Origin of the sequence: Streptomyces sp. F63 (genome assembly GCF_018070345.1) — a bacterium.
Classification (GTDB): Bacteria; Actinomycetota; Actinomycetes; order Streptomycetales; family Streptomycetaceae; genus Streptomyces.
This window is the reverse complement of the sequence record NZ_JAGPXX010000001.1, coordinates 136,369-161,853: the sequence shown is the minus strand read 5'-3', so window position 1 is coordinate 161,853 and position 25,485 is coordinate 136,369. Positions and strand designations below refer to the sequence as shown.

The 25,485-nt window shown below is 68.1% G+C and carries 28 protein-coding genes and 1 pseudogene; 20 read left to right on the top strand and 9 right to left on the bottom strand.

Annotated elements, in window-relative coordinates:
• Positions 1–158: 158 nt before the first annotated feature.
• The 9 genes from KBZ10_RS00765 (at position 159) to KBZ10_RS00730 (ending at position 8,318) form a co-directional block, all read left to right on the top strand.
• Entirely contained in the window at positions 159–923 is a 765-nt protein-coding gene (locus tag KBZ10_RS00765) for a YeeE/YedE family protein (protein ID WP_210985473.1), read from the top strand.
• Entirely contained in the window at positions 923–1,339 is a 417-nt protein-coding gene (locus KBZ10_RS00760; RefSeq protein ID WP_210985472.1) for a YeeE/YedE thiosulfate transporter family protein, read from the top strand. Before KBZ10_RS00765 ends, KBZ10_RS00760 begins: the two co-directional genes overlap by 1 nt.
• Before the next feature lie 559 nt (positions 1,340–1,898).
• Complete coding sequence (locus KBZ10_RS00755) at positions 1,899–2,201, top strand: hypothetical protein (protein ID WP_210985471.1); 303 nt, start codon at positions 1,899–1,901, stop codon at positions 2,199–2,201.
• A gap of 165 nt (positions 2,202–2,366) precedes the next feature.
• Entirely contained in the window at positions 2,367–3,080 is a 714-nt protein-coding gene (locus KBZ10_RS00750; protein WP_210985470.1) for a GAP family protein, read from the top strand.
• A gap of 195 nt (positions 3,081–3,275) precedes the next feature.
• Positions 3,276–5,624: a histidine kinase gene (locus tag KBZ10_RS00745; protein ID WP_210985469.1), complete on the top strand. Its 2,349-nt coding sequence runs from the start codon at positions 3,276–3,278 to the stop codon at positions 5,622–5,624.
• Positions 5,621–6,301 carry a response regulator transcription factor gene (locus KBZ10_RS00740; protein WP_210985468.1) on the top strand — a complete coding sequence of 227 codons (681 nt, stop codon included), beginning with the start codon at positions 5,621–5,623 and terminating at the stop codon, positions 6,299–6,301. Before KBZ10_RS00745 ends, KBZ10_RS00740 begins: the two co-directional genes overlap by 4 nt.
• Before the next feature lie 91 nt (positions 6,302–6,392).
• Positions 6,393–6,716 carry an SCO4225 family membrane protein gene (locus KBZ10_RS00735; protein ID WP_210985467.1) on the top strand — a complete coding sequence of 108 codons (324 nt, stop codon included), beginning with the start codon at positions 6,393–6,395 and terminating at the stop codon, positions 6,714–6,716.
• Between the two features lie 358 nt (positions 6,717–7,074).
• Positions 7,075–7,434, top strand: coding sequence for a hypothetical protein (locus KBZ10_RS30210; protein WP_307847099.1), 360 nt, complete (start codon positions 7,075–7,077; stop codon positions 7,432–7,434).
• Positions 7,359–8,318, top strand: a complete 960-nt coding sequence (locus tag KBZ10_RS00730) for a PP2C family protein-serine/threonine phosphatase (RefSeq protein WP_307847098.1) — start codon at positions 7,359–7,361, stop codon at positions 8,316–8,318. Before KBZ10_RS30210 ends, KBZ10_RS00730 begins: the two co-directional genes overlap by 76 nt.
• 395 nt (positions 8,319–8,713) lie before the next feature.
• Here KBZ10_RS00730 and KBZ10_RS00725 read toward each other — a convergent pair whose 3' ends face one another.
• Both KBZ10_RS00725 and KBZ10_RS00720 read right to left on the bottom strand, forming a co-directional pair.
• The gene (locus KBZ10_RS00725; protein WP_210985466.1) at positions 8,714–8,977 is read right to left on the bottom strand and encodes a hypothetical protein; all 264 of its coding nucleotides are present in this window, start codon (positions 8,975–8,977) and stop codon (positions 8,714–8,716) included.
• Positions 8,974–9,327, bottom strand: coding sequence for a DUF6247 family protein (locus KBZ10_RS00720; protein WP_210985465.1), 354 nt, complete (start codon positions 9,325–9,327; stop codon positions 8,974–8,976). The genes KBZ10_RS00725 and KBZ10_RS00720 overlap by 4 nt, the downstream gene beginning before the upstream one ends.
• A 551-nt stretch (positions 9,328–9,878) precedes the next feature.
• Here KBZ10_RS00720 and KBZ10_RS00715 point away from each other — a divergent pair.
• Together KBZ10_RS00715 and KBZ10_RS00710 are read left to right on the top strand one after the other, a co-directional pair.
• Positions 9,879–10,248, top strand: a pseudogene (locus tag KBZ10_RS00715) (type II toxin-antitoxin system RelE/ParE family toxin).
• Positions 10,248–10,571, top strand: a complete 324-nt coding sequence (locus KBZ10_RS00710; RefSeq protein ID WP_210985464.1) for a helix-turn-helix domain-containing protein — start codon at positions 10,248–10,250, stop codon at positions 10,569–10,571. The pseudogene KBZ10_RS00715 and the gene KBZ10_RS00710 overlap by 1 nt, the downstream one beginning before the upstream one ends.
• A 143-nt stretch (positions 10,572–10,714) precedes the next feature.
• Here the strand turns inward: KBZ10_RS00710 and KBZ10_RS00705 are convergent, their stop codons facing one another.
• The 4 genes from KBZ10_RS00705 to KBZ10_RS00690 all read right to left on the bottom strand — a co-directional run bounded on the left by KBZ10_RS00705 (position 10,715) and on the right by KBZ10_RS00690 (position 13,113).
• Positions 10,715–11,149 carry a PIN domain-containing protein gene (locus KBZ10_RS00705; RefSeq protein WP_210985463.1) on the bottom strand — a complete coding sequence of 145 codons (435 nt, stop codon included), beginning with the start codon at positions 11,147–11,149 and terminating at the stop codon, positions 10,715–10,717.
• On the bottom strand, positions 11,146–11,385 hold the full coding sequence (locus tag KBZ10_RS00700) for a ribbon-helix-helix protein, CopG family (RefSeq protein ID WP_019707241.1): 240 nt from the start codon (positions 11,383–11,385) through the stop codon (positions 11,146–11,148). Before KBZ10_RS00700 ends, KBZ10_RS00705 begins: the two co-directional genes overlap by 4 nt.
• A gap of 540 nt (positions 11,386–11,925) precedes the next feature.
• The gene (locus KBZ10_RS00695) at positions 11,926–12,534 is read right to left on the bottom strand and encodes a DUF6461 domain-containing protein (protein WP_210985462.1); all 609 of its coding nucleotides are present in this window, start codon (positions 12,532–12,534) and stop codon (positions 11,926–11,928) included.
• Positions 12,535–12,780: 246 nt separating this feature from the next.
• Entirely contained in the window at positions 12,781–13,113 is a 333-nt protein-coding gene (locus KBZ10_RS00690) for a type II toxin-antitoxin system VapC family toxin (protein WP_247701644.1), read from the bottom strand.
• Between the two features lie 1,022 nt (positions 13,114–14,135).
• Here KBZ10_RS00690 and KBZ10_RS00685 point away from each other — a divergent pair.
• The 3 genes from KBZ10_RS00685 (at position 14,136) to KBZ10_RS00675 (ending at position 16,830) form a co-directional block, all read left to right on the top strand.
• Positions 14,136–15,170, top strand: coding sequence for a DUF3800 domain-containing protein (locus tag KBZ10_RS00685; RefSeq protein ID WP_210985461.1), 1,035 nt, complete (start codon positions 14,136–14,138; stop codon positions 15,168–15,170).
• A gap of 813 nt (positions 15,171–15,983) precedes the next feature.
• Entirely contained in the window at positions 15,984–16,484 is a 501-nt protein-coding gene (locus KBZ10_RS00680; RefSeq protein ID WP_210985460.1) for a hypothetical protein, read from the top strand.
• Complete coding sequence (locus KBZ10_RS00675) at positions 16,462–16,830, top strand: hypothetical protein (protein WP_210985459.1); 369 nt, start codon at positions 16,462–16,464, stop codon at positions 16,828–16,830. The genes KBZ10_RS00680 and KBZ10_RS00675 overlap by 23 nt, the downstream gene beginning before the upstream one ends.
• A 215-nt stretch (positions 16,831–17,045) precedes the next feature.
• Here the strand turns inward: KBZ10_RS00675 and KBZ10_RS29020 are convergent, their stop codons facing one another.
• The 3 genes from KBZ10_RS29020 to KBZ10_RS00660 all read right to left on the bottom strand — a co-directional run bounded on the left by KBZ10_RS29020 (position 17,046) and on the right by KBZ10_RS00660 (position 20,757).
• Positions 17,046–17,438, bottom strand: a complete 393-nt coding sequence (locus KBZ10_RS29020) for a GIY-YIG nuclease family protein (protein ID WP_247701598.1) — start codon at positions 17,436–17,438, stop codon at positions 17,046–17,048.
• A 514-nt stretch (positions 17,439–17,952) separates the two neighbouring features.
• Positions 17,953–19,041 carry a hypothetical protein gene (locus KBZ10_RS00665; RefSeq protein ID WP_210985458.1) on the bottom strand — a complete coding sequence of 363 codons (1,089 nt, stop codon included), beginning with the start codon at positions 19,039–19,041 and terminating at the stop codon, positions 17,953–17,955.
• 681 nt (positions 19,042–19,722) lie between these two features.
• Positions 19,723–20,757, bottom strand: a complete 1,035-nt coding sequence (locus tag KBZ10_RS00660) for a DUF1152 domain-containing protein (RefSeq protein ID WP_247701643.1) — start codon at positions 20,755–20,757, stop codon at positions 19,723–19,725.
• A 136-nt stretch (positions 20,758–20,893) separates the two neighbouring features.
• Between KBZ10_RS00660 and KBZ10_RS00655 the strand changes: the two genes are divergently transcribed.
• The 6 genes from KBZ10_RS00655 to KBZ10_RS00635 all read left to right on the top strand — a co-directional run bounded on the left by KBZ10_RS00655 (position 20,894) and on the right by KBZ10_RS00635 (position 25,461).
• The gene (locus KBZ10_RS00655; protein WP_210985457.1) at positions 20,894–21,634 is read left to right on the top strand and encodes a GntR family transcriptional regulator; all 741 of its coding nucleotides are present in this window, start codon (positions 20,894–20,896) and stop codon (positions 21,632–21,634) included.
• Between the two features lie 344 nt (positions 21,635–21,978).
• A complete protein-coding gene (locus tag KBZ10_RS00650; RefSeq protein WP_247701642.1) occupies positions 21,979–22,368 on the top strand; it encodes an ATP-binding protein in 390 nt (129 codons plus the stop codon).
• A gap of 99 nt (positions 22,369–22,467) precedes the next feature.
• Positions 22,468–23,196, top strand: a complete 729-nt coding sequence (locus KBZ10_RS00645; protein WP_210985456.1) for a GntR family transcriptional regulator — start codon at positions 22,468–22,470, stop codon at positions 23,194–23,196.
• Between the two features lie 63 nt (positions 23,197–23,259).
• The gene (locus tag KBZ10_RS29015) at positions 23,260–23,589 is read left to right on the top strand and encodes a deoxyxylulose-5-phosphate synthase (protein WP_247701597.1); all 330 of its coding nucleotides are present in this window, start codon (positions 23,260–23,262) and stop codon (positions 23,587–23,589) included.
• A gap of 133 nt (positions 23,590–23,722) precedes the next feature.
• Positions 23,723–24,073 carry a hypothetical protein gene (locus tag KBZ10_RS00640; protein ID WP_210985455.1) on the top strand — a complete coding sequence of 117 codons (351 nt, stop codon included), beginning with the start codon at positions 23,723–23,725 and terminating at the stop codon, positions 24,071–24,073.
• 5 nt (positions 24,074–24,078) lie between these two features.
• Positions 24,079–25,461, top strand: a complete 1,383-nt coding sequence (locus tag KBZ10_RS00635) for an FtsK/SpoIIIE domain-containing protein (RefSeq protein ID WP_210985454.1) — start codon at positions 24,079–24,081, stop codon at positions 25,459–25,461.
• Positions 25,462–25,485: the final 24 nt, after the last annotated feature.

Sequence of the window (25,485 nt, the reverse complement as noted above, 5' to 3'; positions counted from 1 at the left end):
TTCGAACCGGCGCCCCACTGGGAACCGGCCCGCCCGGGACAGGTGCCACCCCGGCGGGCGCCCCGGCCCCCCGAGAGCCGCGCTCGGCGCACACGGCAGACGGCCGACCGGAAACCCGGCCGGTGGGCCCGGCTGATGGAATGGATGAGAGGTCCCGCATGAGTCCTTACTGGCCCTGGTGGGCGGGCGCCATCGGGCTTGCCCTGGTCACCATCGTCCACACGCTCACCACCGACCGGTCCCTCGGTGTGTCGTCGGCGTGGGACCGCGTGCTGCACTGGCGCAGCGAACGCGAACTCGAAAAGCTCGACGAAGAGTTCACCGACGACCAGGCCTTCGCCGACGCGCTCGCCGCGGCCACCGCCGAGCACTTCGGCACCGCCGCCGCGGCGCCCGCACAGCCCTTCGGCGCCGGAGCGTACGCCGACCCGCAGCACCATCCGTACCCGCAGGGGGATCACCCGTACTCCCAGCAGGGTTACCAGGGCGGCCCGGGCTATCCCCAGCCCCCGGTGGACCCCTGGACCCTGGCCGCCGAACCCGAGCCGGAACCCGAGCCGGAGGCGGCCCCGGCCACCCCGGCCGCGGCCCCGCGACCGGCACCGGTGGTCACCCAGGCGGCTCTGCTGCTGTCGATCCTCATCGGCGGATGGATCGCCGCGTACACCTCCGGCCGGTTCGAGCTCCGCTTCGACATGGGCCCCGGCTTCCAGAGCCTGGTCACGGACAACCCGCTCACCATGACCGCCGTGCTGTTCGCCGGCGGCATCCTGGTCGGCTTCGGCACGCGACTGGCCGGCGGGTGCAGTTCCGGCCACGGACTCAGCGGCTGCGGCCGGCTGCGCCCCGTCAGCATCGTCGCGACCGCCGTGTTCTTCGGTACCGCCGTCGCGGTGTCGTTCCTGCTGTGGAAGGTGATCTGATGCGTACCCGCGGCGGCGTTCTGCTGGCCAACACCCTCGCCGGGCTGGGTCTCGGCTACACCGTCACGAACATCGGCTTCGGCGACTACGCCGAACTGAACCGCATGTTCACCTTCCAGGACCTGCGCATGTTCCTCGCCTTCGCCGGCGCCGTCGGGATCATCGTGTGCGCGTTCGCCCTGCTGCGGGTCCGCCGCACCCCGGGCCGTATCCACGCCGGGGTGATCCCCGGCGCGGTGCTGTTCGGCACGGGCTGGGCGATCTCGGGCGGCTGTCCGGCCATCCCGATCATCCAGGTCTCCAGCGGCTATCTGCCCGCCCTGGTCACGCTCGCCGGTGTCGTCGTCGGCATGCGGCTGTGCCGCTGGGCCAACGGCCGCTACTTCCAGCTCGACAGCGGCTCCTGCGGGGTGTGACGCCGGCACCCGCCGGGACGCCCCCCGGCGCCCGAGCCGGCGGCCGCGCCCCGGCACGGGGATGCCGGGGGCACCGCTCCGCGGACCACACCCGTGCCGGCCTTCCGTCCCTCCGGAAGGCCGGCACGGCACCGCCGCTCATCGCCCGCGCCCGTCGCCTCGCACGGTTCCCCCGTTCACCGGTCCGTACGGCGAACGGGAACACGCCGTTCCGTCTTCCGCCGCCCTGAACCGGGCCGGCAGCCGACCGGTTCCGGAAAGTCCCCGCAATCGCTGACGGGCAAGGACTTCTGTGATTCCGTTCCCGGAATACCCGGCGCGAAAGCCCCGGTTTCCCGCCGGCGGAACGCTTCGGTGCGGAGCGCGGGGATCCGTCCGTCCCGCCCCGGCCCGGCGGCGGGGAACCGGAGCATCTCCGCACGTCCTTGCCGCCCGACCGGGTCGGCAGGGCGGTCGGCGACGGGTCATCGGCCTGTGTTGCGGGCCCGTCCATATGACGTACCGTGGGCGCGAGTTGGAGGGTCCGCGTACACGGGCGCACATCAGGGGGACGACGGGAATGAAGCGTGTTCTCGGGGCGGTGGCAATCATCGCGGGCGCGGTACTCGCGATTTTCCTCCCCGATATCGAATTCGGATGGTTCAGGGGGCGTCCGTTCGGTCTGGTTCTCATGGTCCTGGGTGCCATCGAACTGCTGGAGAGCGCGCGGGGCCGGAAACCCAGGGGAATCGTCGAGGAGTTGCGCGACGACTTCGGCCTCGGCTCCCGGCGGGACCATGACAGGGACCATGACCGCCAGGCCGGCACGGACGGCGAACGCCACCGGGACCGTGAACGCCATCCGGACCGTGAACGGGAGTAGGGCCGGAGCCGGGGCGTCCGCTCCGCGGCCCTCCGGGGCCGTGGGTCCGGTGCGTCCCCACCGGACCTGCCAGGCCCGGCACGTCTCCCGCAGCGGCGGCGCGCACCTCGCCGGGCACAGGGACACCGGCCGCCACGCCGTCCACCGGCTACCGGGGGCCCGGTAGTGGCCGGCGTCCTGGGCGAGGTCCTGCCGCTGGCCCTGCTCGACACCCTGGGCGTGTCCACCATCGCCGTTCCCGTCTGGTTCCTGCTCATGCCGTCGGGTCTGCGGATCGGCCGGGTGTTCGGCTATCTCGCCCTCGTCGCCGCCGGGTATCTGCTGCTCGGCCTGCTGCTGCTGAGCACGCTCGCGGCCCTGCGCGACGAGCTGCGCTCCGCCCTGGCCTCACCGGGCGGCGACCGGGCGACGGCCGCCGCGGGGGTGACCCTGCTCCTCCTCGCCCTCTGGTACGGACTGCTGCGCGGGGAGCCCCCCGGCTCCGGCCGGCTCACCCGCCGGCGGGAGCAGGCGGTCGGCCCGTCCGCCACGGCACGGGGGCTGCTCACCGTGGCCGTGCCGGCCGTTCTCCTCGAAGCGGCCACCCTGTTCCCGTACCTGGCGGCGATCGGCATCGTGAGCGACAGCGGCTTGCGGTGGCCGTCCCGGGCCGCGGTCCTGGCTGTCCACTGCCTCGTCATGGTCGCCCCGGCGGCGCTCCTCACGGCGGCCCGTCTCGTCGCGCAGGGCCCGCTCCACTCGCCGCTGCGCAGGATCGACGACTGGTTCCGGGACAACGCCCGGGAGAACACGGCGTGGCTCATCGCCCTCGCGGGTTTTCTGCTGCTGTCCAACAGCTCGCTGTACGACGGCATCCTGGACCTCCTCTCGTCCGGCTGAATATCCCCGGCGACAGCGGACACGGCTGGACCGCGCCATGTCCGCCACCGCTTCCCGGCGCCGGCCGCCCGGCCCGGAGCCCCTGTCGAACCGCGGGGGGAGAGACCCTGCAACCCGGGTAAGAGAGACGGGGGACCGGAATCCGCCTCCAGCCGGAGCCGGGCCGCCCGCCCGCGGCCATAGCCTTGCCGGGTCATGAAGAGACCCGACGACCGGCTGCTCCCGGTCCTGCTGATCTGCGCCCAGGCCGCGGTGTGGCCGGGGGCGGCGCTGGTGCGCGGAGCCGTCCCGCCCGCGCCCGCCCTTCTCCTGGCGGCCCTGGCCGCCGGCGTGGTCACGGCCGCCCTCGCCCTCCGCCGTGTCCGGCCGGTGGTCACGCTTGTCGTGGTCGCCGCCGCCTGCGCGCTGGGCGCCGGGCCGCTGCCCGCCGGGGCGACGGCGGTCCTCGGCACCGCGGGTGTCGCGCTGGCCCTGTTCACCGTCGCGGCCCGACGCGACGCCTTCACCGCCGTGCTGTGCGTGGTGGCGCTCGCCGGCTGGCAGCTTCTGTACGGTCTCAGCCTGCACGGGCTCCGCGACCGCGACGGGCTCGACCTCGTCCTGACCTCGGTGCTGTACGCCGCGGCGAGCGGTGCCGGCCTCCTCGCCCGGCGGGCCCGCCGCGCACGGAAGGCGGCCGAGGCCCTGCTGCGCCGGGCCGAGTCCGAGCGCCTCCGGCTCCCGGCCGTCGAGCGGCGCCGGATGGAGAGGGAGCTGCACGACGTCAGCGCCCACCACCTGACGGCCGTGGTGGTCACCGCGGGGGCCGCCCTCGGGCTGCGCGACCGGCGCCCCGAACTGGGCCGGGAAGCCCTTGAGTTCGCGGTCGGTACCGGCCGCGAGGTCACCCGCGCGCTCGGCGCGGTATGGGCACCGGCGCCCTCCCGCGAGGAGACGCCGTCACCGGAGGAGCGGCTGCTCGACCTGGTGGCCGGGTTCCGGCGCCTGGACCAGCGGGTGGACTGCGAGATCGACCCCCTGCCGGACGGCACCCTCGCGGACGCGGCGTACGGCATCGTGCGCGAGGCGCTGACCAACGTGGCACGGCACGCCCCGGGCGCGGACACGAGCGTGCGCGTCCGGTACGGCGACACCCGCACGGACGTCGTCGTCACGAGCACGGCCCCGCCGGCCGGTGCGGCGGCGCACGGCGCGGGGCTCGGCGGCGGCCGCGGCCAGGGCTTCCTCAGATCGCGGGCACGGGAGGCGGGCGGCACCCTCACCACCGGCCCGACGGCGGCGGGCGGCTGGGAGGTGCACGCGGTCCTGCCCGGCCGGACCGCGGCCCCGGCGGAGCGGTCCGTTCCGCGGAGCCACCGTCTGGCGCAGCTGACGGCCGCCACCGGCCTGGCCGTGCAGCCGCTGCTCCCGGTCCTGGTCATCCGGGCGGAGGAGGTGCCGGCCGGCGGGCGGGTGTCCGCGGGCGTGCTCTTCGCGCTGCTCGTCGCGGCGCAGGCGGTCGCCCTGCTGTGGCTGCGCCGTGCGCCCCGCGCGGCGCAGGTGGTTCTCTGCGGGCTGGCCCTGCTGTGGCCGGTGGCGATGGCCGCGGGCGACTACGCCGGTCCGGTGCTCCTGCCCCTCGCCCTGAGCCTGCCGGCCACGTGCGCGGCGCTCGCGGCGGACGCGGCCGGCAGGGTGGCCGGCCCGCCGGCCGGCGACGAACACCCGCGCCGTTCTCTCCCGTCGCTCCCGTCGCTCTCATCGCTCCCGGCCCTCCCGCTCGCCGCCGTGGCGGTGCACACGGCGGCCGCGACGGCAGCCGTCCTGGACCGGGGCACGACCGTCCCCGCCTGGGCGGTCGCCGCGGGCACGGCGGCCGCGGCATCCCTGGCGGCCGGGGCGGCCCACCGGGCCGGAACCCTGCGCGGGCGGCGCGACCGGGCCGCCCGGTCGACGCGGGACGAACGCCTCGCCGCCTGGACGGAGCAGGCCGTACGCGACGCGTGGGCCGAGCGCCGCAGGATCGCCGCCGGACTGGAGACCACCGTCCTCTCCCGCACCGCCGGCATGGTCGCGGAGGCGGAGGCGGGCCGGCTCGACGCGACCGCCGAACGCGCCCGCGAGGCCCTGGCCGCGATGCGCGCCCTCCTCGACACGGTGCGGGAGGGTGAAACGGGACCCGAACTGCGCCCGCAGCCCACCCTCCAGGCGCTCGACCTGCTCGCCCACCAGCTCCGGGCCACCGGCCGCGACGTCGCGATACGGCTGACCGGCCGCGTACCGGAACGCCTGCCCACCGCCGTCGACCTGGCCGCCTATCACGCCGCCGAGACGATGCTCGCGGCCGTCGGCGAGCAGCCGGCGGTGCTCGAACTCGACGCGGACGAGGACACGTTGACGCTCACGGCCACCGGAGTGCCCCGCGCCGTGGGCCCCGGCGCACGAGAACGGCTGGCCACGCGGGTCTCGGCACTCGGCGGCACCCTGACCACCGGCCCGCGGGACACCGTCCGCCTCCGGCTGCCCCTCACGGCCGCGCCGGACGACGAGGAGAGGGAACGATGAGCCTCACCGTGCTGGTCGTCGACGACCAGGGCATCGTCCGGGCGGGATTCGCCGCCGTGATCGACGCCGAGGAGGACATGACCGTCGTCGGCGAGGCCGCCGACGGCGCCGACGCGGTACGGCTCGCCGAGGAGCTGGCACCGGACGTGGTCGTCATGGACGTCCGCATGCCCGAACTGGACGGCATCGCCGCCACCCGCATCATCACCGGCCGCCCGGACGCCCCCCGTGTCCTCGTCCTGACCACCTTCGACCTCGACGCGTACGTCTTCGACGCACTGCGCGCCGGTGCCTCGGGCTTCCTCCTCAAGGACGTACGCCCCTCCGAACTGCTGGACGGCATCCGGGTGGTGGCGGCCGGCGAAAGCGTGCTCGCCCCGTCCGCGACCCGCCGCCTCATCGACCACTACGCCTCCGGGCCGGGCACCCCGGTACGCGCCGGGAGCCCGCCCGGGCTCGAGAGCCTGACCACCAGCCAGCGCGGCGTCCTCACCCTGGTCGCCTCCGGCCTCACCAACGCGGAGATCGCCGAGCAGCTCGGCATCACCGTGGGCACCGTGAAGTCCCATGTGAACGCGGTGCTCCGCAAGCTCGGGCTGCGCGACCGCGTCCAGGCCACGATCCTCGCCTACGACCTGGGCCTCGCCCGCCCGAACCCGCCCGGCGCCCACCTCTGAGCACCGCGGCACCCCCCGCGCGCACGCGCCCTCACCACACGCCACCACACGCCACCACACGCCACCACACCCATCGAAGGGGCCGATTCCCGTGACCGCCACCGCTTCCGACCGCTCCGTCCTCCGCCGCCTGCACGGCGCCTTCGGCCTCACCGGCCTCGCCTACCTCCTGCTCTGCGCCGCCCTGCTCGGGTGGGCCCTGGCGGTGTCCGCGACCGACGGCTCGGGGGAGTCCATGGCGGGCGTCATCCCCATCCTGGCGACCGCCCCGGGCAGCCTCGTACTGCTCGTCCTGCCGGGGGGCGCCGTGACGCTCGTCGCGGCCATCGTCTTCGGGGCGCTGGTGAACGCCGCGATCATCGGCTGGGTCGCCCGGGCACTCCGCCGCGGGGGCCGCCCTGACCCGGCGCCCTGAGCACCCGCACCCGAACGCGCCCGCCCCCAGGGCGTGCCGGCGGGCCCGGCCCCGCGGGTGACGCTTCTTGACCCACTCGCGCTCCAGCAGCGGGAGCCGGGGCAAGCCGGCTCCCGGCTTCCCGGGACGGCATTGCGTGCTGCTCAGAGCACCGTCCCGACCGTGGCCGTTCATCGGCAGCTCGCGGGAGACCTCACGCCGGCTCCCGTTGCGGCCTGGGCGGGAGCCGGCGTGAGGTCTCCCGCGGGCGGACGGAGAAGGGTTTCACCCGTGTGGCGTAACTCCGGGAGCCGGGGTGATCGTCGTGGGCAAGGGTGTGGGCTAGAGGCCTGCTCCACAATGGGAAGGCGGCGCACCCGTGGACGAGAGCCGGCGCGGCTCCCGCCGGATTCCGGTGGATCGCTCGGAGGGGTTCGGTGAGCGGCTGCTCGGGCAGTTGCTGGACCGGTCCCACGAGATGCCGCCGCAGCTCATCGCCCCGCTGGTGGCCGAAGAGGTCGCCAGGATCGGAGGCCGCGACGTCTCGATCCACCTGCAGGACTACGAGCAGACCACGCTGGTGCCGGCGGCCGGGGCCTCACCTCGGGTGGGCCGCTGCCCGTCGACGGCTCACCCGCCGGCGCGGCATTCCTCGGCAGGCGCATGGTGGAGGAGCGGCAGGCCGACGGGCTGCGCGTGCATCTGCCGCTGGTCGACGGCGCCGACGAGGTCGGCGTGATCTCCATCACCCTGGACGCGGTGACCGAGGACGACCGGCGGCTTCTGCGGCGACTCGCGGCCCTGATCGCGGAGATGATCATCTCCAAGACCCGCTATACGGACCACTTCTTCAAGGCGCGCCGCCATGGCCGGCCGCTGAGTCTGGCCGCGGAGATCCAATACGCCCAGCTTCCTCCGCTGGCGATGGCCACGCCGCAGGTCTCCCTCGCGGGTGCCCTGCAGCCCGCACGCGAGGTCGCAGGCGACAGCCTGGACTACGCGCTCAACGACGACCTCCTGCATCTGGCGATCATCGATGCGATGGGGCACGGACTGGAGGCTGCGCTGTTGGCGACCGTCGCCCTCGGAGCGCACCGCCGGGGCCGGCGCACGGATGTCGCGCTCCGGGAGCTGTACGAAATGATGGACCGGAGCATCAACGGCACGTTCGGGACCGAACAGTTCGTGACCGCTCAGATGATGCGCCTGGACATCTCCACGGGGTACCTGCAGTGGATCAACGCCGGTCATCCGGCGCCGATCCTGATCAGGGGGCACCGCGTCATCGAGCGGCTGGAGAGTGCGGACAGGCTGCCCATGGGTTTCGGCCTGCCCGCCCCTCAGGTGGCCGAGGCCCGGCTCCGCCCCGGAGACAAGGTGTTGTTCTTCACCGACGGTGTCATCGAGGAGCGAGGACCCCAGGGTCAGGAGTTCCACGAATCCCGCTTGACCGACGCCATCGAGCGCATCGAACCCTCCAGCACGGGGGTGATCCAGACCGTTCGCAGACTTGCCTCCACCCTGGAACGCGCTCGGAGTGGCGAGGCCCACGACGACGCGACCTTGTTCCTTGTCGAGTGGCACGGCCGTACGGCGGACCACCTCGCCGAACTCGACGTCTAGCCGGAGAGCCGAACCCGCGCTCCGGACCTGGGTGCCCTCGTGCCCAGTGAAAGCCCTTCGGCGCGGATCCGGCGCAGGATCCAGAAGACAAAGAAGCCCCGGCCGCCGGCCTGGGCCTTCGTCGTGGAGCGGGTGACGGGAATCGAACCCGCGCTCTGAGCTTGGGAATCACCGGGCCTGACGCGCGTCTGAACGACCCCGACCTGCGTAAACGGTAGGCGTGCTTCGTCCGCCCGGGCCCCGGCCAAGCCGCTGATTGACCGCCGTTCACCGCCTGATCGGGCACGGATCGGGCACGCGCTCCGATCTCTTCGACCAGAAGCAACTCGGGCGGACTTCTGACCCCCGGTCCCTTGTGGCTCTCACCCGCGGCGAGCCGGCGCCGCAGCGACTGATCAGCCGAGCCATGTGACGCGAGTGATCACCACCAGCTCAAGGCGTTCTAGTGCCATGAACATGAAGAAGCCCCGTCCCCCGAAGACGTCCTGGGTCCGCAGGCCTCCCCCGTGTGGATTTCCGCGGCCAACGTTGACCGCGTCAGGGCCCAAGATCGTCAGCTGCTCAGCCAAGCGCTCTACCTCGGCCACGACTTCGTACGGCAGACCGCCTACGACGTGCTCGGCGTCGGGGTCGTAGTCCCAGGTCCAGGTATCGCTCACGCGGAGATCTCGTGGTGGGCCAGTTCCGTGATCCGTCGGATCTCGGAGAGTGTGGAGCGAAGAGTCTCGCGGTCGGTGGCCTCTTCCGCCAAAGCCTCCAGTTCGTGCAGGCGGGCGGCGCGGGCCGGGTAGCGCTGGACAGCGACGAACTCCCCCCACCACTGCAGAAAGGTACGCAGGGGCGCGATGGTGCTCTGGGCGGCGGCTTGTTCGACCGCGCGGTCAAGGTGCTCAACGAAAGCAGGCAGCTGGGCGGGTGCGATCTGGGCGACCGCCGCGCGGAGGGCTGCCGGGGTGAGCGCCGGCATGGGGATCAGGGGCCCGTCGGGGGCAGAAGGCTGTTCGGTCATCGGAACGTCTCCTGGGCGGCGGTCTACGCGATCATCTGAGCCTGGCCGTTGTTGCGGTCGCTGGGTTGAGCTTACGCCCACCCTTCGCCGGCCACGTGACACCTGACGCCTCTCGACCGTCTTGCCTCAAGTGCGATGGTGTTTCGCCGGATCTCGGTCGGCATCGTGGGCCGACGGAGAGATGCGGCAGCCCAGGGCAACAAAGAAGCCCCAGGTTGTTGACCTGGAGCTTTGTCGTGGAGCGGGTGACGGGAATCGAACCCGCGCTCTGAGCTTGGGAATCACCGGGCGCTTGGACAGCAAAACGGCACCTGACCTGCTGAAACAATCCCATCCAGTGGCCGTGACACCACTCGTTGCTGACCGTGGTTGACCGCGGTTCGCTCCCCAATCGGGCACGCATCGGGCACGCGGGGCGCCTTCGGTCCGCAACCTTCTCGTCGGGCGTGGCCCTGCCGCAGGTCGCGGGCGCGGCGCGGCAGGGAGGCACGGACGGTCGCGGACCGACGATGGCTTGCTCTATGTAATCCGAGGTATATATCGTTGATTGCATGACGGAGCGGTGGGAGATCGAAATCGAACCCGAGGTCCGGGATTGGCTGGATCTGCTTCCGTTCCGCCTGTACCGACGGGTGGAAGACAAGACGGAACGTCTTTTGGACAAGCCGACGACACTCGGTGAGCCCTACTCGCGTCACTTGGGCGGCAAGCTGCGTGAGCTGCGCTTCGAGCTGGACGGTGACGCCGTGCGCATCCCGTACTGGCTCGCCCCCCGGGCAGCGCATCGTTCTGCTGACCGTGTTCCGCAAGACGAGGATGCGTGAGGCGGCGGAAGTCGAGCGTGCGCATCAGGCTCAGAAGGTCTGCGAGGCCGAGCACGGCCGGGCCGAGCACACCTACGATCGGCGCAAGGAGAGCTGATGAACCACAGCGCATGGAGGACGCGCCGGACCCGGCAGCTTGCGGGTGAGGTTGTGGAGTACGACCAGGAGTACGTCGACGCGCGGCTGGCCGGCGATCTCGGACAGGCGGTCTACGACCGCCGGATCGAACTCGGACTGTCCCAGGCCGAACTGGCCGAGCGGGCCGGGATGACGCAGCCGCAGGTCTCCCGGATGGAGGGTGGCGACACCGTACCCACTCTCCCGCTGCTGCGGCGCCTGGCCAAGGCCCTTGACGGCACCCTGAACCTGGCCATCGACGAGGGTGACTCCTCCGTCACCTTCACTCCGCACGCCGCCTGATAGCGAGCCCAGCCCGGCGCGCTGAGGACGGCGTCGACTGCGGTCGGCGTCGGCGTCGGCGTGCGGCGGTGATTCACGTGGGTGGATTGCCCGCCCGCCGGTGACTGCGGCTTCCGGTTCTTCGAACGGCGACAACTGCTTTTTTACAGGTCGTCGGGCAGAAGCCGAAAGGCGTGATTGCCGGTGAGGGGGGTGACAGCTCTGAAGTTCCGGCGGTCGAGGGTCAGGATGGTCTCGGTGTCGTACGCCTCGGCCAGGACGACGTTCACGGCGTCGGTCAGATCGAGCCGCAGGGCCGCGTAGCGGTTCTGGACAACGCGGGCCTTGCGCAGTGTGCCGGCGGACAACTCAGGGATGGCCAGGCGTCCGGTTTGCTCTTGGGCCAGCAGCCAGTCATTCACTGCGTAGGCGGCTCTGCGGTTGACGTTACGCGTGGTGATGTGCTCGATCTCCAAGATCACCAGTGGCGATACAACGGTCAGTGCAGCCTGGCGCAGGGCGGTCCGAGAGGCTTCGTGTTCGGGGTCCGACGCGTTGAGGGCAGCCACCAAGCCGGAGGTGTCACCGATGACGATCACTCGGTGTCCGCCACGCCATCCGATACCGCTCGGTCGATCTCCTCGGCACTAACCGGGCCCCCAAAGTCCAGGCTGGGGATGTCCCAATCCTCGTCCCAGCGTCGGGTGCGCAGGGCCGCGAGGTGGAAAGCCTCCCGGAAGTACTCCGACTCCGGCCGTCCCTCGCGCGCTGCCGCTTCCTTGATCAGCGCGAGATCCTCCTCATCGACCATGACGGTCGTCTTCTTCAGGCTCATGTGGTTATGGTACCTCAACCATAACCATGCCTCTGAGGTCTTCCGACGGCAACCGCCCATCCCGTGGCTCGGGGAATGCCTTCGCGCCAGGGGAGAGTGGCCTCCGGTGCGGATCTAGTGCAAGGCGCTTGGAGCGGTCCAAACGCCAAAAAGCCCCGGGGTGTTGGCCCGAGGCTTTCGCGTGGAGCGGGTGACGGGAATCGAACCCGCGCTCTGAGCTTGGGAATCACCGACACTGGCACGAGGCAGAGTCCATGAGCTGCGGTGATGCCCCTATATATTCGGTGAGGCGGGGTCTCCTATCACCGTGGTTGACCGCCCTTTCTGGTGCGCTTCTGGTGCGACCAGCACCCTGGACGGCGCACGCTTTCCAACTGTGTTGGTGGGGTGGTGGGCTATGTGCAGGGCGGTTCACCTGCGTTGATCAGCGTATTGCTGCTGAGGCGGAACCGGCTCTGGGGCCGCTCTGAACGCCCTTGGACGGCGCTGAACGAGACGGAAACTGAGACGGCTACCCTCGCTATCGGCGACTGTCGGCGCTCACGCCTGCCAGGCCGCCTCGGAGTCACCGAAGAGTGCCGCGGGAGCTGGCAGCAGGACGGTGCGGAGCGGGGTCTCAAGCCACGCTGGGTTGAATGCCACGCCCATGGTGCGCTCCATCAGCGCGAAGGACTCGGCCTCGACGGAGCCGAGGTGGAAGGTCGCCTCCTGTGCCCAGGCGGGTAGCTGCGGTTGGGGATCCATCCAGGCCGCGTCTTCCATCTCGAACGGGTCGAAGGCGCCGTCGACGCGGCCGTCCACTGCGTGCATCACCTGGTAGTGGCCGTTGACGCTGCTGTAGACGCTGAAGAACTCGCCGCCGACCGAGGCGCGTCGGGCGATCTCCGGGATGCTTCCGTAGTAGCCGCATTCGACCGTGATGACGTGCTGGCCGGCCGTGACGACCAGGAGGAGGTTGTGGTCCTCGTAGAGATGATCGGCTTGCTCTTCGGCGGCTTCATCGAACGTCATGACTCTGGAGCTGACCGGATCACCGCCGAAGGCTCGGATCACCTCGTCCTCGGTCTTGCCGGTGATGACGGAGGCGGTGTAGGAGTCGATCTCGTTCGCGTCGGCCCACGCATACCGGGCAACGACTCCGTCCCACACTGCGGCGCCTCCCGCGACTCTGCCTACCGGACGTCTGGCTGCGGCAGGCTATCGCGTGGCGGGACATGCGCCCCCGGCCGCCACCGAGCCCCTGAGCTTGGAAATCACGGTTCTTCCGGGCGTCCACCGAGTGTGACCCGGGACAACGCTCTCCGTAGCGTCTTGGCTCCGGCACTTCACCGACCACTGTTGATCGTGGCTCTCCAATTCTGGCACGCACCTGGCAGGGCGCCGTGCGGCAGGGCCTTATGGCAGAAGGGTCAGTGCCGGCACATGGAGAGGCCTGATGGCGTGGAAGTGGCGGTGATCCAGTGTGGCGACTGCGGGTGCCTTGAGACGCTCTGCGAGGGCGACCACCGAGGCGTCGGCAACACCGAGAGGGAACCCACGGTACTGCTGCATGAGCTCCGCCATGCGGAAAAGATCGTCGCGTTCGGTGGGTACCTGGGTCAGGTCTTCAGCGGCGACGGCCTCGATGAGGTTGATCTCGGCGTCCGGGCTGACGTACTTGACGAGCAGGTAGCAGGCTTCGGTGAGTACGTAGGGCGTGACCAGCAGTTCGCCGTTGTGGGATTCCAGCAGCTCGGCGCAGCTCTGATGGTCGGGGTCGTTGCGGTTCAGAAGGGCGACAGGGGGCCGGTGTCAACGATCAGCATCGGCCTCGCCGAGCTCCTCGCGAGCGATGTGCTTGGCGCGGGCACCCAGATCCTCCGGCGGCCCGTCGAAGCTCTGCAGGACGCGGAAACGGCTTGCCGGGGGTGTTTTCACCAGGCGCAGCGCATGCCGACGCAGTTCTTCGGCCTGCTCGGGTTCAAGGCGCTCGATGAGGTCATGCAGATCGCTGTAGTCGTGGGCGGCAGTCATGCTGACTCTCCCTGTCGGCCGTCTCTGCTGCCACGATAACCCTCGGCGGCGGAGGTCGCCGCGAGCCTCAGCTGTTCCACGCCTGGGGTAGAGCCGGACAGCAAAGAAGCCCCGGGCCGCTGGCCTGGGGCTTTCGCGTGGAGCGGGTGACGGGAATCGAACCCGCGCTCTGAGCTTGGGAATCACCGGCCGTCTTGAGGTGATTGGCTTGCTGACCTGGTCAGATACCCCTTGCCGCTGTTCCGAGCGTGGACTCGGCGGGACTGCCACTGTCCGGGGTTTACCGCCCCATCTGGCACGGATCTGGCACGGAGCTTCGCCAAGTCGTGGCTTTTTGGACCTCAGCCACCGACAGTCAGCCACGACGGCGGGTGCGCCGACTGATCTGGCGCGCATATGGCTCGCGGTACCGGCCACCGGGCTTGGCCACGGTGCTCGGTTGTGACCGTGACCACCGATGGTCGGCGGATGCGAGTGGTCATGGAGCACCGCTCTAGGAGATCATCCGGGCGTTCCGCTGGTCAGTGGTGAGGCTTGTCCGTCTCCTGCGAATAGTGCGCGGTCGGCTCTCCCAGTACGGCAACGTGCGTTGGTGTTGCCGTCAAAGACTGCCGTCACTCCACTGCTTCTCCTGGCCCGCTTCAACGTTGGGTACGTCAACGGTCATTGCCACAGCCTGACGAGGATGTGCCCGGAAAGGCGTCGACAGCACCCGCTTCGGCATAGATGCTGCACCCATGCCAGGAACCACCCGTACGGTATACGCGGACGAATCGCATTCAACCGGGGAAAACCTTCTCGACCCTGCGCAGCCCGTCTTCTGCGCAGCTGCCGTCTACATCGATGACGAGCTTGCGCAGCAGGTCGTGGACGCCGTCAGGGCGAAACTTCCCTCAGGTCATGGCGAACCGAAGTACACCGCGTTGTCCAAGACGCCCCACGGTCGTACAGCACTTCTATCGGCCTTCGACTCACTGTCCGGCGCAACGATCCAGGCGTACGTCGCACACAAGCAGTTCATGGTTACGTCAAAAATGATCGACGTCTTGGTCGTAGAACTGGCACACGAGACTGACTACAACATGTACGCCGATGGAGCCGCTGTTGCCCTGGCGAATCTGCTCCATGCAGGCGGCCGGCTGCTGGGGGACGCAACCTCCTTCGACCAGCTTCTTCAAACGTTCGTCGATGCAGCTCGCAAGCGCACCCGCGCCAGCGCCGACGACCTGTTCGCTGCAATATCGGCCTACCAGGCAACGACAAAACCCGAATTCTCCGAAATTTCGGGCCTCTTGCAGTACACCCGAACGCAGGCCGACAGCATCATCGCGGAGATCGCCTCCGGAAGAGTGTTGGACAACCTGGACCCAGCAGTGCCGTGCTTGGTGGAGGCATGCCGCGGCATGGCCCGGGCCATCGGTGACTTCGCCCTGATCCACGACGAGTCAAAGACGCTCGCACGTCACGCAGAGCAACTCCTTGCGGTGCACGAGCTGGAGGATCCGGCCCGCCCCGGACAACTGCTTGAGCGCCTACCCCTGACCAGCATCGGATTCTCTGACAGCAGCACCGTGCCGCAGCTACAGATCGCCGACTGGGTGGCCGGCGCGGTGCGCCAGTGGGCCGCACAGAAGGCAACGCGGGGCGCTGACCCCTTCGCTGAGGAATTGGAGGTCCTGGCCATGACGTGGTGCCTTGGAGGTATCTGGCCCGATCTGTCCGCCGTCGAAAACCCCCGACGGCTGGAGCCCGATCTGCCGGACCGGACCTAACTTCGATCTTGCATGACGGTCCGCCCGACGGGCGTTGTCAGTGGCCTCGCCTAGTCTCCGGCCATGAGCGTGATCGGTGAGTACCTGCGTGTCATAGCTGCTGAGTTTGACCGGGCGATCCGAGACCCCGACTGAGCACTGGAGTTCGTCGAAGAGGTTCAGGACTCCGAGGAGGAGTCGGAGCCTGCGCCGCACGCTGGGTGCCCTCCCCTGCATGCTGGCATGGTCCACCGGTTCTATTGGGTATGACCTGGCTCACCAGCGCAAGGGCGGTGCCGACCTGCGTACCCGAATGTCATCATGCAAGTTTCGGCCACGTAGACACGTACTCAGCGGAACCCCACTGCTGCGTGGGGCGTGGTGTGTCAAAATCAGAGATCGGGGAGAGTGACTGCTGATACATGGGGCGTTGCCATTGCTGGAGGCGGCATCTGACTGGTGCTGTCCGATGGCGCATCACGTGACCACTGGCCGTCGATGGCGTTCATCAGGAGCTGCTCCTACGCGTGACTTTGCTGAAAATCGTTGAGCACACAGGGGGAACGTAATGACCGACATTGTTGCAGCCGTCGTTGCTGGAGTGTTTGCGCTCGGAGCTGCTGTCATCACTGTGCGGTGGTCGCGATCGCGCTCAGCCAGCGCCCCTTCGGCGACTCCGTCTAACTTGAGCACTGGCGCCGGAGCGAACGGCTCCACACCAACGGCTCCCCCGGCGGGCGAAAGCACCCAGCGAGACTCGTCAATTAATGCTGGGCAGTACATTCAGACCAATAATGGAACGGTCTCGCAGACGAACTACCGAGATGGCAAGCAGTGAGATTTCTGACAGATATGCCGTCGGGACTGCTTGGCGCACTTTACTCGGTTTCTCGTGCCCTTCTAGTGGTGCTGCTGCTAATATTCGGCGTTGAGCTGATTCGGCAAGTATTCCCTGATGCGGTCACTGACGCGGCCAAGGTCATTGAGTACGCTGTGCAATTCTCTTCCGATGACTATGTTGCTACGTTTGTCCGCGATCGCCTGTTTGTTTTTGCCGTCGTCGGAGTTGCTTTAATTCTGTGGATGACGCATAAATGGCCTACTCTCATCAAGACGGCAGGCCAGGCGCTTAATCCGTTCGCAAGAATCGGTGTAGCCACCGTTTCGGCCGTAGCAGCCGTCTTGGTGGCGCTTATTCTTGCGGGCCCTCTGGGGCAGTCTCGGTCTCAGGGCGAATGTGAGTCCTCATTTAGCTTCAATTGGGGCAGTCAGCCGTCGCTTGCCAGTAACACCAAATGTAGAGGGGGTGGCAATGGTGGAAATCCCGGCGATTGATCAATATATTCAAACGAATAATGGAAGCGTCTATCAGACGATCATCAACAACACGGAAATTGACGAGGAGACTAAACGGCAAGTTCGACGTCTCGCAGTCGCTTCGCCTGATATGCTGTCTAAGTTAGACGCGATGCTGAAAGATTCCGGAGATGTGAAGGCTGCGGCTGCAATCGTTAGGGAGGCCAGTGACCTCCTGACTGGAACGGCTGGCGGATCCACAAGGTTTACCGACGAAGGTGACGACCCGATGTTCCCCGGCAGGGGGGAGAGAGAGCTAAGGAAGGCAATCGCTGGGCCTTTCTTGCTGATTTTGATCATCGCTGCCCTAATTCTGTGGGTGTGATGGGGTGCAAGGTAATGCCGCTATCCTGCAGCTTTGCGTGGCGGCTTGTGCTGGATAGGTAGTATTCCCGTGGATGAACCGACCAGGGCGCATTCCTGCCTGCTGAGGTCGGTGAAATCTAAATGGCGAATCAAGACTTGTTTTCCTGTCCTGAGTATTATCGGGGGTCTTGGTGAGCTGCGTTTTCGCTTTTCAGAGAAAGTAGACCCGTGCGCCTAGTGGTCGTCGTTGCCACTGTCGAGCGCCCTCGGACGGCCCAAGCAACGCCCCGTCGACCTAGAAGCTGATGGGCAACCCCTGGCTCGCTGGCGTGCTTGTGCCCGTAGCTCCTTCAGGCGACTGTGGAACGCGTTGTGGCGGTTCTGGTCGAGGTTCAGCGGCAGATCGAGTTGGGAAATGAGCTGTGACTCCAGATCCCACGGTTCACTCTGCTCGATCCAGCACACCCGCGCGTTGTCCGCCATCCACTGGCCCAGGGTGGCTTCACCGGCCTTGCCGAAGGTGATCCGCTTGCCACTGCCCAAGCGGCGCAGCTCAAGGCTGAGCAGGCAGCCGAGGGTGGACCGCAGGGTCGAGCCGGCCGCGTTGCCCCGGTGGTGGTAGCGCACCCGCTTACGCAGGTCTGGGTGCTGATCCGGTTCGCCATGAACCGCGGTGCTATCCCCATGTAGAGCAGGCGCCCGGCGTCCAGGTCGGGGTGAGGCGGCTGCTCGAAGTGCGAAGTGCCATCCATAGACCCCGGCCGCCGCCGGGACAGGGCTCGGGCGTGCCAAGACCTCCTGCGCCGACCACAACCGATTGGGCCCAGCGAGAGCGACAGCTTCCACGAAGCCTCCATGCGTGCCACGGCTGGTCGTTGCAGGCTACTGGACACCGCTGACATGTGAAATCAGCTTGGGAATTACCGGCGGTCTTGTGGCGGATGGCCTTGCTGACCTGGGCAGGTACTCCGGGCGCGGACCCGACGCGACCGCTATTGCCCGGGATTAACCGCCCATCTGGCCTGAATTCCGGTCAGGCGATTTATTAGCATTCTCAAGGCACCGCTTTCGCCGTTCATTGCGCTGCAGGGTGGGCTTACTGAGGGATGCAACGAATAGAACTGCAGCCAAAAAGACGACCTCAACAAACTGCCATACATAAAGTTCGCTCCATGCAAGAACAATCGCCGAAAACGGAGAGATTATAGCTATCGGCATCGCGATCTTCGACCCCCTTGGAGCACTTTAGCAGAAACAGCATATATGCCATGAGCCCCACCACTGCCAATGTCCAGACAGCGCGTCCAACGACCTCCCAAGACTCGTCGTAGATGAGGAATGAAGCCATCAGCAAACCTGCAAGAAATGGCCTCCTGGCGAGAGAGGTGCCTTCCTTACTCCCCGTGGGAGCGTGGCGCGCATAGCTGATAGGGGTAGCGAACTGCAGCCAAGTATAGAACCCGAAAAGTGCACCCAGCACGAATCGGTACTCAAATTCAAGATTTCCTACGCGGGAACTTTTTGAATTTCCTAGGGCGAAATTTTCGGATGAGGCTGCCGCCGCCGTAAAGACTGCCGACGCAGCAAAGGCCAGCAAGGAGAACGAAAATACTGCGACGGCTTCCGCGATTCGGTCGTGTTTGAATGACGCGCGCACGGCCAAGCGGTACGTCTCGCCAATGAGCTCGTCCCTTCTGTCCCGCTTGAGGTCATCTCGCTTTCTACACCAATATTCCCTCCATTGCTCGCTTGAAGCCTCGACTATCCCCCTGAAGAATATCTGTGATTTTGGGGTGCACTTGTCTGGTGAAGAATCGGCCGGAAGTTCTGATGATGATGGGGCGAACGAAGGGACACCAAGTGGGGCTGTTAGCGCCGTAGTAAGCAACCCCACTGAAATGAAAACACCGAGCAGAAAGGTCGTAATGGCCATCAAGCCGAGAGGCAACACGCCTCCCGGCGGGATGCGCAACTTGAATTGCAGATAAACGCCAGTCGCAAGTGAAGCTAGGGCGATGGTTGCCGCCGTAAGAAAGGCGATTCCGGTTAGCAGTCTTCCTATTTTTTCATCTAGGTGTTTCGTCGAATCCAATACCGCCTCGAAAGCACCTTCTAGGAGCCCATCTCTGACTTCGCTGTCCATTTTTTCGTCGTCGACAGATGCCATTGAATTAGGCTTGCTGTTCGGAAGCGGTGAACGCTTGCTTTTCGCGTGGAAAATGATCAGCATGTTGGCGTCTTCTCTGACGTCATGTCGGCCACGTGCCGATGGATCGATAGTGATCCTTTGCACTTCCACCCTGCATCACCCAGGCGCGGCTCGCAGCTCGGCACCAAGCAGCCGACAGTCTAGATATCGGTCAAATGTTCGGTAACTCGAAGCTCTCCCTGGATACGGCGTGGATCTTATTTCGCGACCGCAGCCGACCGACTTCCCCAGCTGCCATCCCGTCTGCCGTCGACCCACACACCGTGGAGCGGGCGCGGCCCCTGGCGTCCAGGTGGAGCGCGCCACTGTACGAACGACCTGGACGCCAGGGGCCGCGTCTGCTCGGCTCTGCCTGGGTCGACGGCAGACGGGATGGCAGCTCTCCACGTAGGCCACCGTCGACCAGCACTCGCGTACGGCGCCCCGTCCGTCCCGGAGCCTGAGCGCCCCCGCCGGAGGCATCTATCTCCGAGGTCTGATGGCTGCTTACTACGAGCGCGGGACGGGCGCCGGTCGGGGCGGAGCGGGACGGAGGCAGGAGCGCAGGCCCGGCCGGGGGCCGGGCCGCGCGCGGTGAGCGGAGCGAGCCGCCTTGAACCCGTAGAGAAAGTTGTTACTCAGGCTTCGGGTGGGTCGTGTCTAGGCCCTTGCTGAGCAGCGATCGGGGGCTGAAGCGTCAGGCATCAGCTGGGACTGGACGCCTCAAGATGGGATGTGCCAGAGCGGGGGCTGGTACTGCTCTGGGCGGCTGTTGAGTAGGAACTGCCTGAGGTCCTGGCGCTGGGTGCCGTTGTAGCCGAGGGCTTCGGTGAGGCGGCGGAACGTTGTGTGGGTGATGCCTCGGCTGCGGGCTTGGGTCTCGAACTGGTCGAGCTGGTGGAGGACGTTCTCCGGGTCGAGACTCTGTTCCGGCTGGGTACCGAGCCAAGTGGCCTTGTTGCGCTCGTAGTCGATCTCGGAGTATCCGCAGATCTCGCGGCTGTGCTGTTCGGCCTGGTCCAGGGTCTCGGTGTTGAGGATGGCGCGGGCGAGCTGGTTGCGAGTGAGGGCGTCGTCCAAGTCGGCTTCGTGGACGGTGGGGCCCTCGTCGGTGAGCGGGACGGGGAGGCCGGCGTCCCGGATTTCGCAGAGGCCGCGGACTCCTCGGGCGGTGGCGGCGAGCATGGCCGTTGCCTCGGAGGGGTGCCATTCCAGGACCGAGCTGACCGGCTTGGTGTGCTCGGCGGTGAGGGCCAGGATGGTTGGGCCCATGCGGTCGCGTAGGGCTTCGGCTGGGAGTTCGCCGTCCAGGCCGGGGCCGACGACCAGCAGGCGTACGGGTGCGTCGAGCTGGCAGCAGGCAGCCAGGGTGAGGGCGTCGCCGAGTGGGCTGCGAAGTGTGGGCTCGTCGCCCCGGGCCAGGACGTCGCCGCCGACGTCCAAGAGGTCGATGGACTCCGGCTGTAGGTGCTCGATGAGTTCCTGGAGCTGGTGCGTGATGCCCTGGGCGCCGTGGTGGGGGTCGATCAGGGCGAAGGTGTGGGGCAACTCGGCGGCGAGTCTGGGCAGGGTCGAGCCTGCGGGGGCTACCGGCTTCGCGTCGGCGGGGACGGTGTAGACGCTCGGGGTGAGCTGGTGGAGGCCGGTGAAGTTGGCCGGCCCTCGCGGGCCCGGTACCGGGTCGATGAGAAGACGGTCCCACGCATAGGTGAGGATCACGGCCGGGCTCTCGGTGCCGTAGAGAGCGGGGTCGAGCATTGCGGCGGCGACTGCGTCGCCCCCTCCACCTGCTGCCACGATCAAGCGCGTCACCCGCGTCAGCGTAGAGGGTGGCGTGCTGGCCACTCACCCTATAGTGGCCACTGGCACTAGCCACTTTGAGGGAGGGATCCGGATGCCGCGGATCGAAGAGGCGCAGCCCAAGTACTTGCAGATCGCGCACCACATCCGGGACCAGATCCTTCGGGGCGACCTGCGGCCGGGCGACGAAGTGCCGTCCGAGCGGCAGTTGGCGAACGACTGGGGCGTCTCCCGGCCGACCGCCGCGCGGTCGCTGGAGGCGCTGAGTCATCAGGGCCTGGTCGAGAAGCGGCAGGGCTCGGGGACGTATGTGCGCGGGCTGGCGGTCAACCGGCGGGCCCGTGAGCTGTACGGCCGGGCGAAGCAGACCGGGAAGATCTACACGCCCGGGGAGTACGCGGTCATCACCTCGGCCGGCTGGCTGGAGGCTCCGGACTACGTGGCCGAGGCGCTGAGCCTGGCGCCTGGGTCCCGAGCTGTGCACCGGCGGCGGGTCACCAAGGACCAGTCCGGCCCGATCACCCTCTCCACTTCCTGGTTCGGCCCTGATGTGGGCGAGCGGGCGTCCAAGCTCCGTGACCCGGACCGGATCCGGGAGGGCACGTTGATGTACGTGGAGAACCAGACCGGTCGTCAGGGGAGCTACGCCGAGGACCGCATGTGCGCTCGACTGGCCACCGAGGATGAGGCGGCCGATCTGGAGCTGGAGGCCGGCTCGGCGGTGCTGATCGTCCATCACGTCGTCTATGACCTGCAGGATCGTCCGCTGGAGTTCGCCGAGGCGACGTATCCGCCCGGCCGTTGGGCATTCGAGCAGGGGTACCCGATCGGCTGACAGTCGCCGCTTCTCCCTGCGGGCTGCTTGCACGAGCAGAGTGGCTAATGCCACTATCCAGTAAGTGGCTAAGGCCACTTCGGGAAAGGGGGCACGGGCGTGAGCCATGAGCACGCGGTATTACGTCACGTCACGCAAGGGGCTCTGTGTCGTGGATGCCGGGGCCGGGGGTGGAAGCGGGTTGGCTCCCGCTCGTCCCTGGCGCTGGCTGCGGCTGATGCTCGCGCCCGTGCCACGTCCAAGCGGCGCTGTCTCGACTGTGACGGCACCGGTAGGGAGGGACGCGAATGAGCAACACCACTGATGTCCTTGGTCTCGGAAGTCGCGGCTTCGAGCCCGTGGCGATGGGGAGCATGACCCTGTATCCGGTGCCCGAGTCGGTCGCGCGGGCTCGGCGGTGGTTTCGGAAGCTCACTGCGCGGCATCATCTCGCGTGCTCCGTTGACGACTGCGTGTTGATGATCTCGGAGCTGGTGACTAACGCCATCCTCTACGGGGAGGCGGAGGAGCCTTGGCGGGTGCGGGTCGAGTGGTGGCGCGTGGGGGAGGCCCTGCGGGTGGACGTCCACAACCCTGGCTTCCCCAACCAGGTGCGGATGCGTGAGCCCGACGCGGACGACGCGCACGGACGCGGGCTCTGCCTCGTCGATACGCTCGCGGACTCCTGGTGCGCCGGCCCCAGTCGGTTCGGCGGCACGATGGTCTCGTTTCTGGTTGATGACGCCTGGTCCTGAGTCGGTGCCTTGCATGCATGCGTGCAAGGCATGCATGCATGCGTGCAAGCCGTCTAGACTGGTTGACCGGTTGACTTGGCCTATGCGGGTGGTGGAGCGGTGGCGTACGAAGTGGCTGCACCGAAGTACGTGCGGCTTGCGCAGACGCTCCAGGGTCGTATCGAGGACGGCACGTACCCGCCCGGCACCCTCGTGCCCAGTGAGAACCAACTCGTCCAAGCCTTCGGCATGTCCCGCCCGACCGTCGTTCGGGCGCTCGATCTCCTCAAGCGGGATGGCTGGCTGGAGTCCCGGCAGGGGTACGGCACCATCGTTCGTGGCCGCCCCGAAGTGGTCGAGCAGAAGGACCAGCGGGGCCGGGAAGCGCTGGATCGGGATGAATCGGCGGCGTCGGGCCGGCTGGTGCATGTCGGGGAGGTTCCCGTACCGCCTCGGGTGGCTTCGATACTCGGGGTTCCCAAGCGGGCCAAGGTGCTCGTTCGCCGCCTGTTGGTCGAGGACGAGGGGGAAGCGGTTGAGCTGGCCTCCTCGTACTTCCCTGCCGAACTGGCCAAGGGAACCGACCTTGCCGATTCGGCTCCGCTCCAGGAGAGCTTGCGGGACCACGTGGAGTCCCGGAAGAGAGTCCGCTTCGACCACGTGACCGAGCGGGTGTCGGCCCGGCTGCCGAGTAAGGAAGAGGCTGAGCTGCTGGGCCTGGTGAAGGGGGAGCCGGTGCTCAGTGTGCTGGTGGTCGCCTGCGACGTCTCGGGGCGGGCGCTCCAAGTCACGGATGTCCTGCTGCCCGCTGATCGGCAGGAGTTGGAAGACACGTATCGGCTCGGCTGAGGGTCGGCCGCAGTGGTTCGGAAACCCGTCGCGTCTGGGTGACGGGCTCCATAGGCTGGCGGCATGTTTGGCCATGGAAAGACGTCGTACGTCTGCTTGCCGTGTCGGGCCTCGCACAAGCAGCCGTTCGGCGACTGGGAACGGCGCTGTCCACGGTGTGGCCGGGCGCTGGTTCATGTGGGCTCGGCCTTCGCGGCGCCTCGGAGGCGGGATGACGAGGCTTGGCGTGTGCTGTCGGTGCTGCTGAACGCGGGAGTTCGCTTTCACAAGAGCTGCTGCGGTGGCCCCGGTTACCGTCCGCGGACACTGCGGGAGGTGCGGGATCGGCTCGCGTATGCCGAGGCCACGGGGGAGCCGGTAGCTCAGGCGCTGGTGCGCGAGGAGCTGCCCTAGCTCGTTGGCCGGCCTCAGCGCCTCGGCGCACCGGCCAAGTTGACTTGACAAGTCAAGTTGGCGTCCCTAGCGTCGAACTTGATAAGTCAACCTGTCAGGTGGTCTGGCGGGTGGCCGACGAAGGAGAAGTTCTGTGCGCGTGATTCGTGTTGAGACCTCGTCCGCGACGATCCTGCTCACCGAGGCCCCGGAGCCGAAGGTCAAGGACCGGCAGACGGGTGAGGTCGCCAAGGACGCCGTCAGCGGCGAGACGCTGATGAAGGTCGGCGTCGTCTACATCGACGAGGGGGAGTCCTCGCTGATCTCCGTCGCGGTACCGGAGAGCGGGGTGACCGAGGGCCTGGTCGTCGGGGCGCCCGTCTCGCTGCCCGGTCTGATCGCCCGGCCGTGGGAAAGCGTGTTCAACGGGCAGGCCCGGCACGGCATTTCCTACCGGGCGGCGGCGGTGGCGCCGGGCGCGTTCCCGGCCGGGCGGGAGAGCTGATCTCCGTGTCCGAGCTGATGACGCTGGTCGAGCTGGGTGGGCCGCTCGCCGCCATCGGGGGAGCGGCCTACACCCGGAAGGCTCATCCGGCGGTCTACTGGTCCACGGTCGGGCTGCCGCTGTCGGTGGTCCGGCTGCTGGCCTCGTACGGCTCGACCATGGACGCCTGCGGGCTGACCGTCGAGCCGTCCCGGCTGCGGGCTCTGGCCGTGCGGGCGACCACCCGCCGGGAGGTCCGGCCCGTTCCGCCGCGCCGGGGTCTGCTGCGGCCGACCTCGACGGGGCTGCGGGTCCGGCTCCGTCTCGCTCCGGGCCAGGAGCCGGCGGACGTGGCCGCGTCGTCGGAACGGCTGCGGCACGCCTGGGGCGTTCACGCTGTGCACGTCCGCAGCGTCAAGCCGGGCGTGGTCGAGCTGCGGCTTGTCGGCTTCGACGTGCTGCGGAACGTACGGATGCCGCGACGGGTGGAGAGTGACCTCCTGGCCGTGCCGGTCGCGCTGCGGGAGGACGGAACCGCGTTCGTCCGCGACTACCGTGCCGTACCGCATGAACTCGTCCTCGGCGCGACGCTCTCGGGGAAGTCGATGTTCCTGCGGAACCTGCTGACCGGGCTGGCGGCTCAGCCCGTGGCCCTGGTCGGGATCGACTGCAAGCGCGGCGTGGAGCTGGCGCCGTTCGCTCCCCGGCTGTCGGCGCTGGCCACCGAGCCGGGGGAGGCCGCGGAGTTGCTGCCCGTACTCGTCAAGGAGATGGAGGACCGATACGACCTGATCAAGGCCCGGCAGGGCATCGCGCCCGGCACCCCGGACGAGGAGATCACCTCGGATGTGTGGGGACTGCCCGAGAGCGAACGCCCGGTGCCGATCGTGCTGTTCGTGGACGAGGTGGCCGAGCTGTTCCTCGTCGCCACGCGGAAGGACGAGGAGCGGCGGGACGAGATGGTGACTCAGTTGATCCGGCTCGCTCAGCTCGGCCGGGCGGCCGGGATCTACCTGGAGGTGTGCGGGCAGCGCTTCGGCGCCGAGCTGGGCAAGGGCGCGACCATGCTGCGCGCTCAGCTCACCGGGCGGGTCTGCCACCGGGTGAACGATGAGCAGTCGGCCAAGATGGCGCTCGGCGACATCGCGCCCGAGGCCGTGTACGTCGCCTCGGCGATCGCGCCGGAGCTGCCCGGCCTGGCCGTCGTCGGGGACTCCTCCGGCGGCTGGTCCCGCATCCGTACGCCGTATCTGTCGCTGGCCGACGCTGCGGCCACCTGCCGGAAGACGGCTGAACTCGCGCCGGACGTACCGGCCCTGGCGCCCTTCCGGCCGTACGTCCCGGCCGCCGCCCTTCCGGTGGAAGTGCCCCCGGCCTCGGTGACCGAGCCGTGGCTGGCCACCGGCTGAACCAACCCCTCGCAGACCGGTCGG

Excerpts from the sequence above, each read along its gene's own strand:
- KBZ10_RS29015 (WP_247701597.1), top strand. The coding sequence starts at position 23,260 with ATGTTTGGCCATGGAAAGACGTCGTACGTCTGCTTGCCGTGTCGGGCC.
- KBZ10_RS00755 (WP_210985471.1), top strand. The coding sequence starts at position 1,899 with ATGAAGCGTGTTCTCGGGGCGGTGGCAATCATCGCGGGCGCGGTACTC.
- KBZ10_RS00720 (WP_210985465.1), bottom strand. The coding sequence starts at position 9,327 with ATGACCGAACAGCCTTCTGCCCCCGACGGGCCCCTGATCCCCATGCCG.
- KBZ10_RS00760 (WP_210985472.1), top strand. The coding sequence starts at position 923 with ATGCGTACCCGCGGCGGCGTTCTGCTGGCCAACACCCTCGCCGGGCTG.
- KBZ10_RS00650 (WP_247701642.1), top strand. The coding sequence starts at position 21,979 with ATGGGGAGCATGACCCTGTATCCGGTGCCCGAGTCGGTCGCGCGGGCT.
- KBZ10_RS00675 (WP_210985459.1), top strand. The coding sequence starts at position 16,462 with ATGGTGGAAATCCCGGCGATTGATCAATATATTCAAACGAATAATGGA.
- KBZ10_RS00710 (WP_210985464.1), top strand. The coding sequence starts at position 10,248 with ATGAACCACAGCGCATGGAGGACGCGCCGGACCCGGCAGCTTGCGGGT.
- KBZ10_RS00685 (WP_210985461.1), top strand. The coding sequence starts at position 14,136 with ATGCCAGGAACCACCCGTACGGTATACGCGGACGAATCGCATTCAACC.
- KBZ10_RS00700 (WP_019707241.1), bottom strand. The coding sequence starts at position 11,385 with ATGAGCCTGAAGAAGACGACCGTCATGGTCGATGAGGAGGATCTCGCG.
- KBZ10_RS00655 (WP_210985457.1), top strand. The coding sequence starts at position 20,894 with ATGCCGCGGATCGAAGAGGCGCAGCCCAAGTACTTGCAGATCGCGCAC.
- KBZ10_RS00765 (WP_210985473.1), top strand. The coding sequence starts at position 159 with ATGAGTCCTTACTGGCCCTGGTGGGCGGGCGCCATCGGGCTTGCCCTG.
- KBZ10_RS00740 (WP_210985468.1), top strand. The coding sequence starts at position 5,621 with ATGAGCCTCACCGTGCTGGTCGTCGACGACCAGGGCATCGTCCGGGCG.
- KBZ10_RS00660 (WP_247701643.1), bottom strand. The coding sequence starts at position 20,757 with ATGCTCGACCCCGCTCTCTACGGCACCGAGAGCCCGGCCGTGATCCTC.
- KBZ10_RS00730 (WP_307847098.1), top strand. The coding sequence starts at position 7,359 with ATGGTGGAGGAGCGGCAGGCCGACGGGCTGCGCGTGCATCTGCCGCTG.
- KBZ10_RS00745 (WP_210985469.1), top strand. The coding sequence starts at position 3,276 with ATGAAGAGACCCGACGACCGGCTGCTCCCGGTCCTGCTGATCTGCGCC.
- KBZ10_RS00665 (WP_210985458.1), bottom strand. The coding sequence starts at position 19,041 with ATGCTGATCATTTTCCACGCGAAAAGCAAGCGTTCACCGCTTCCGAAC.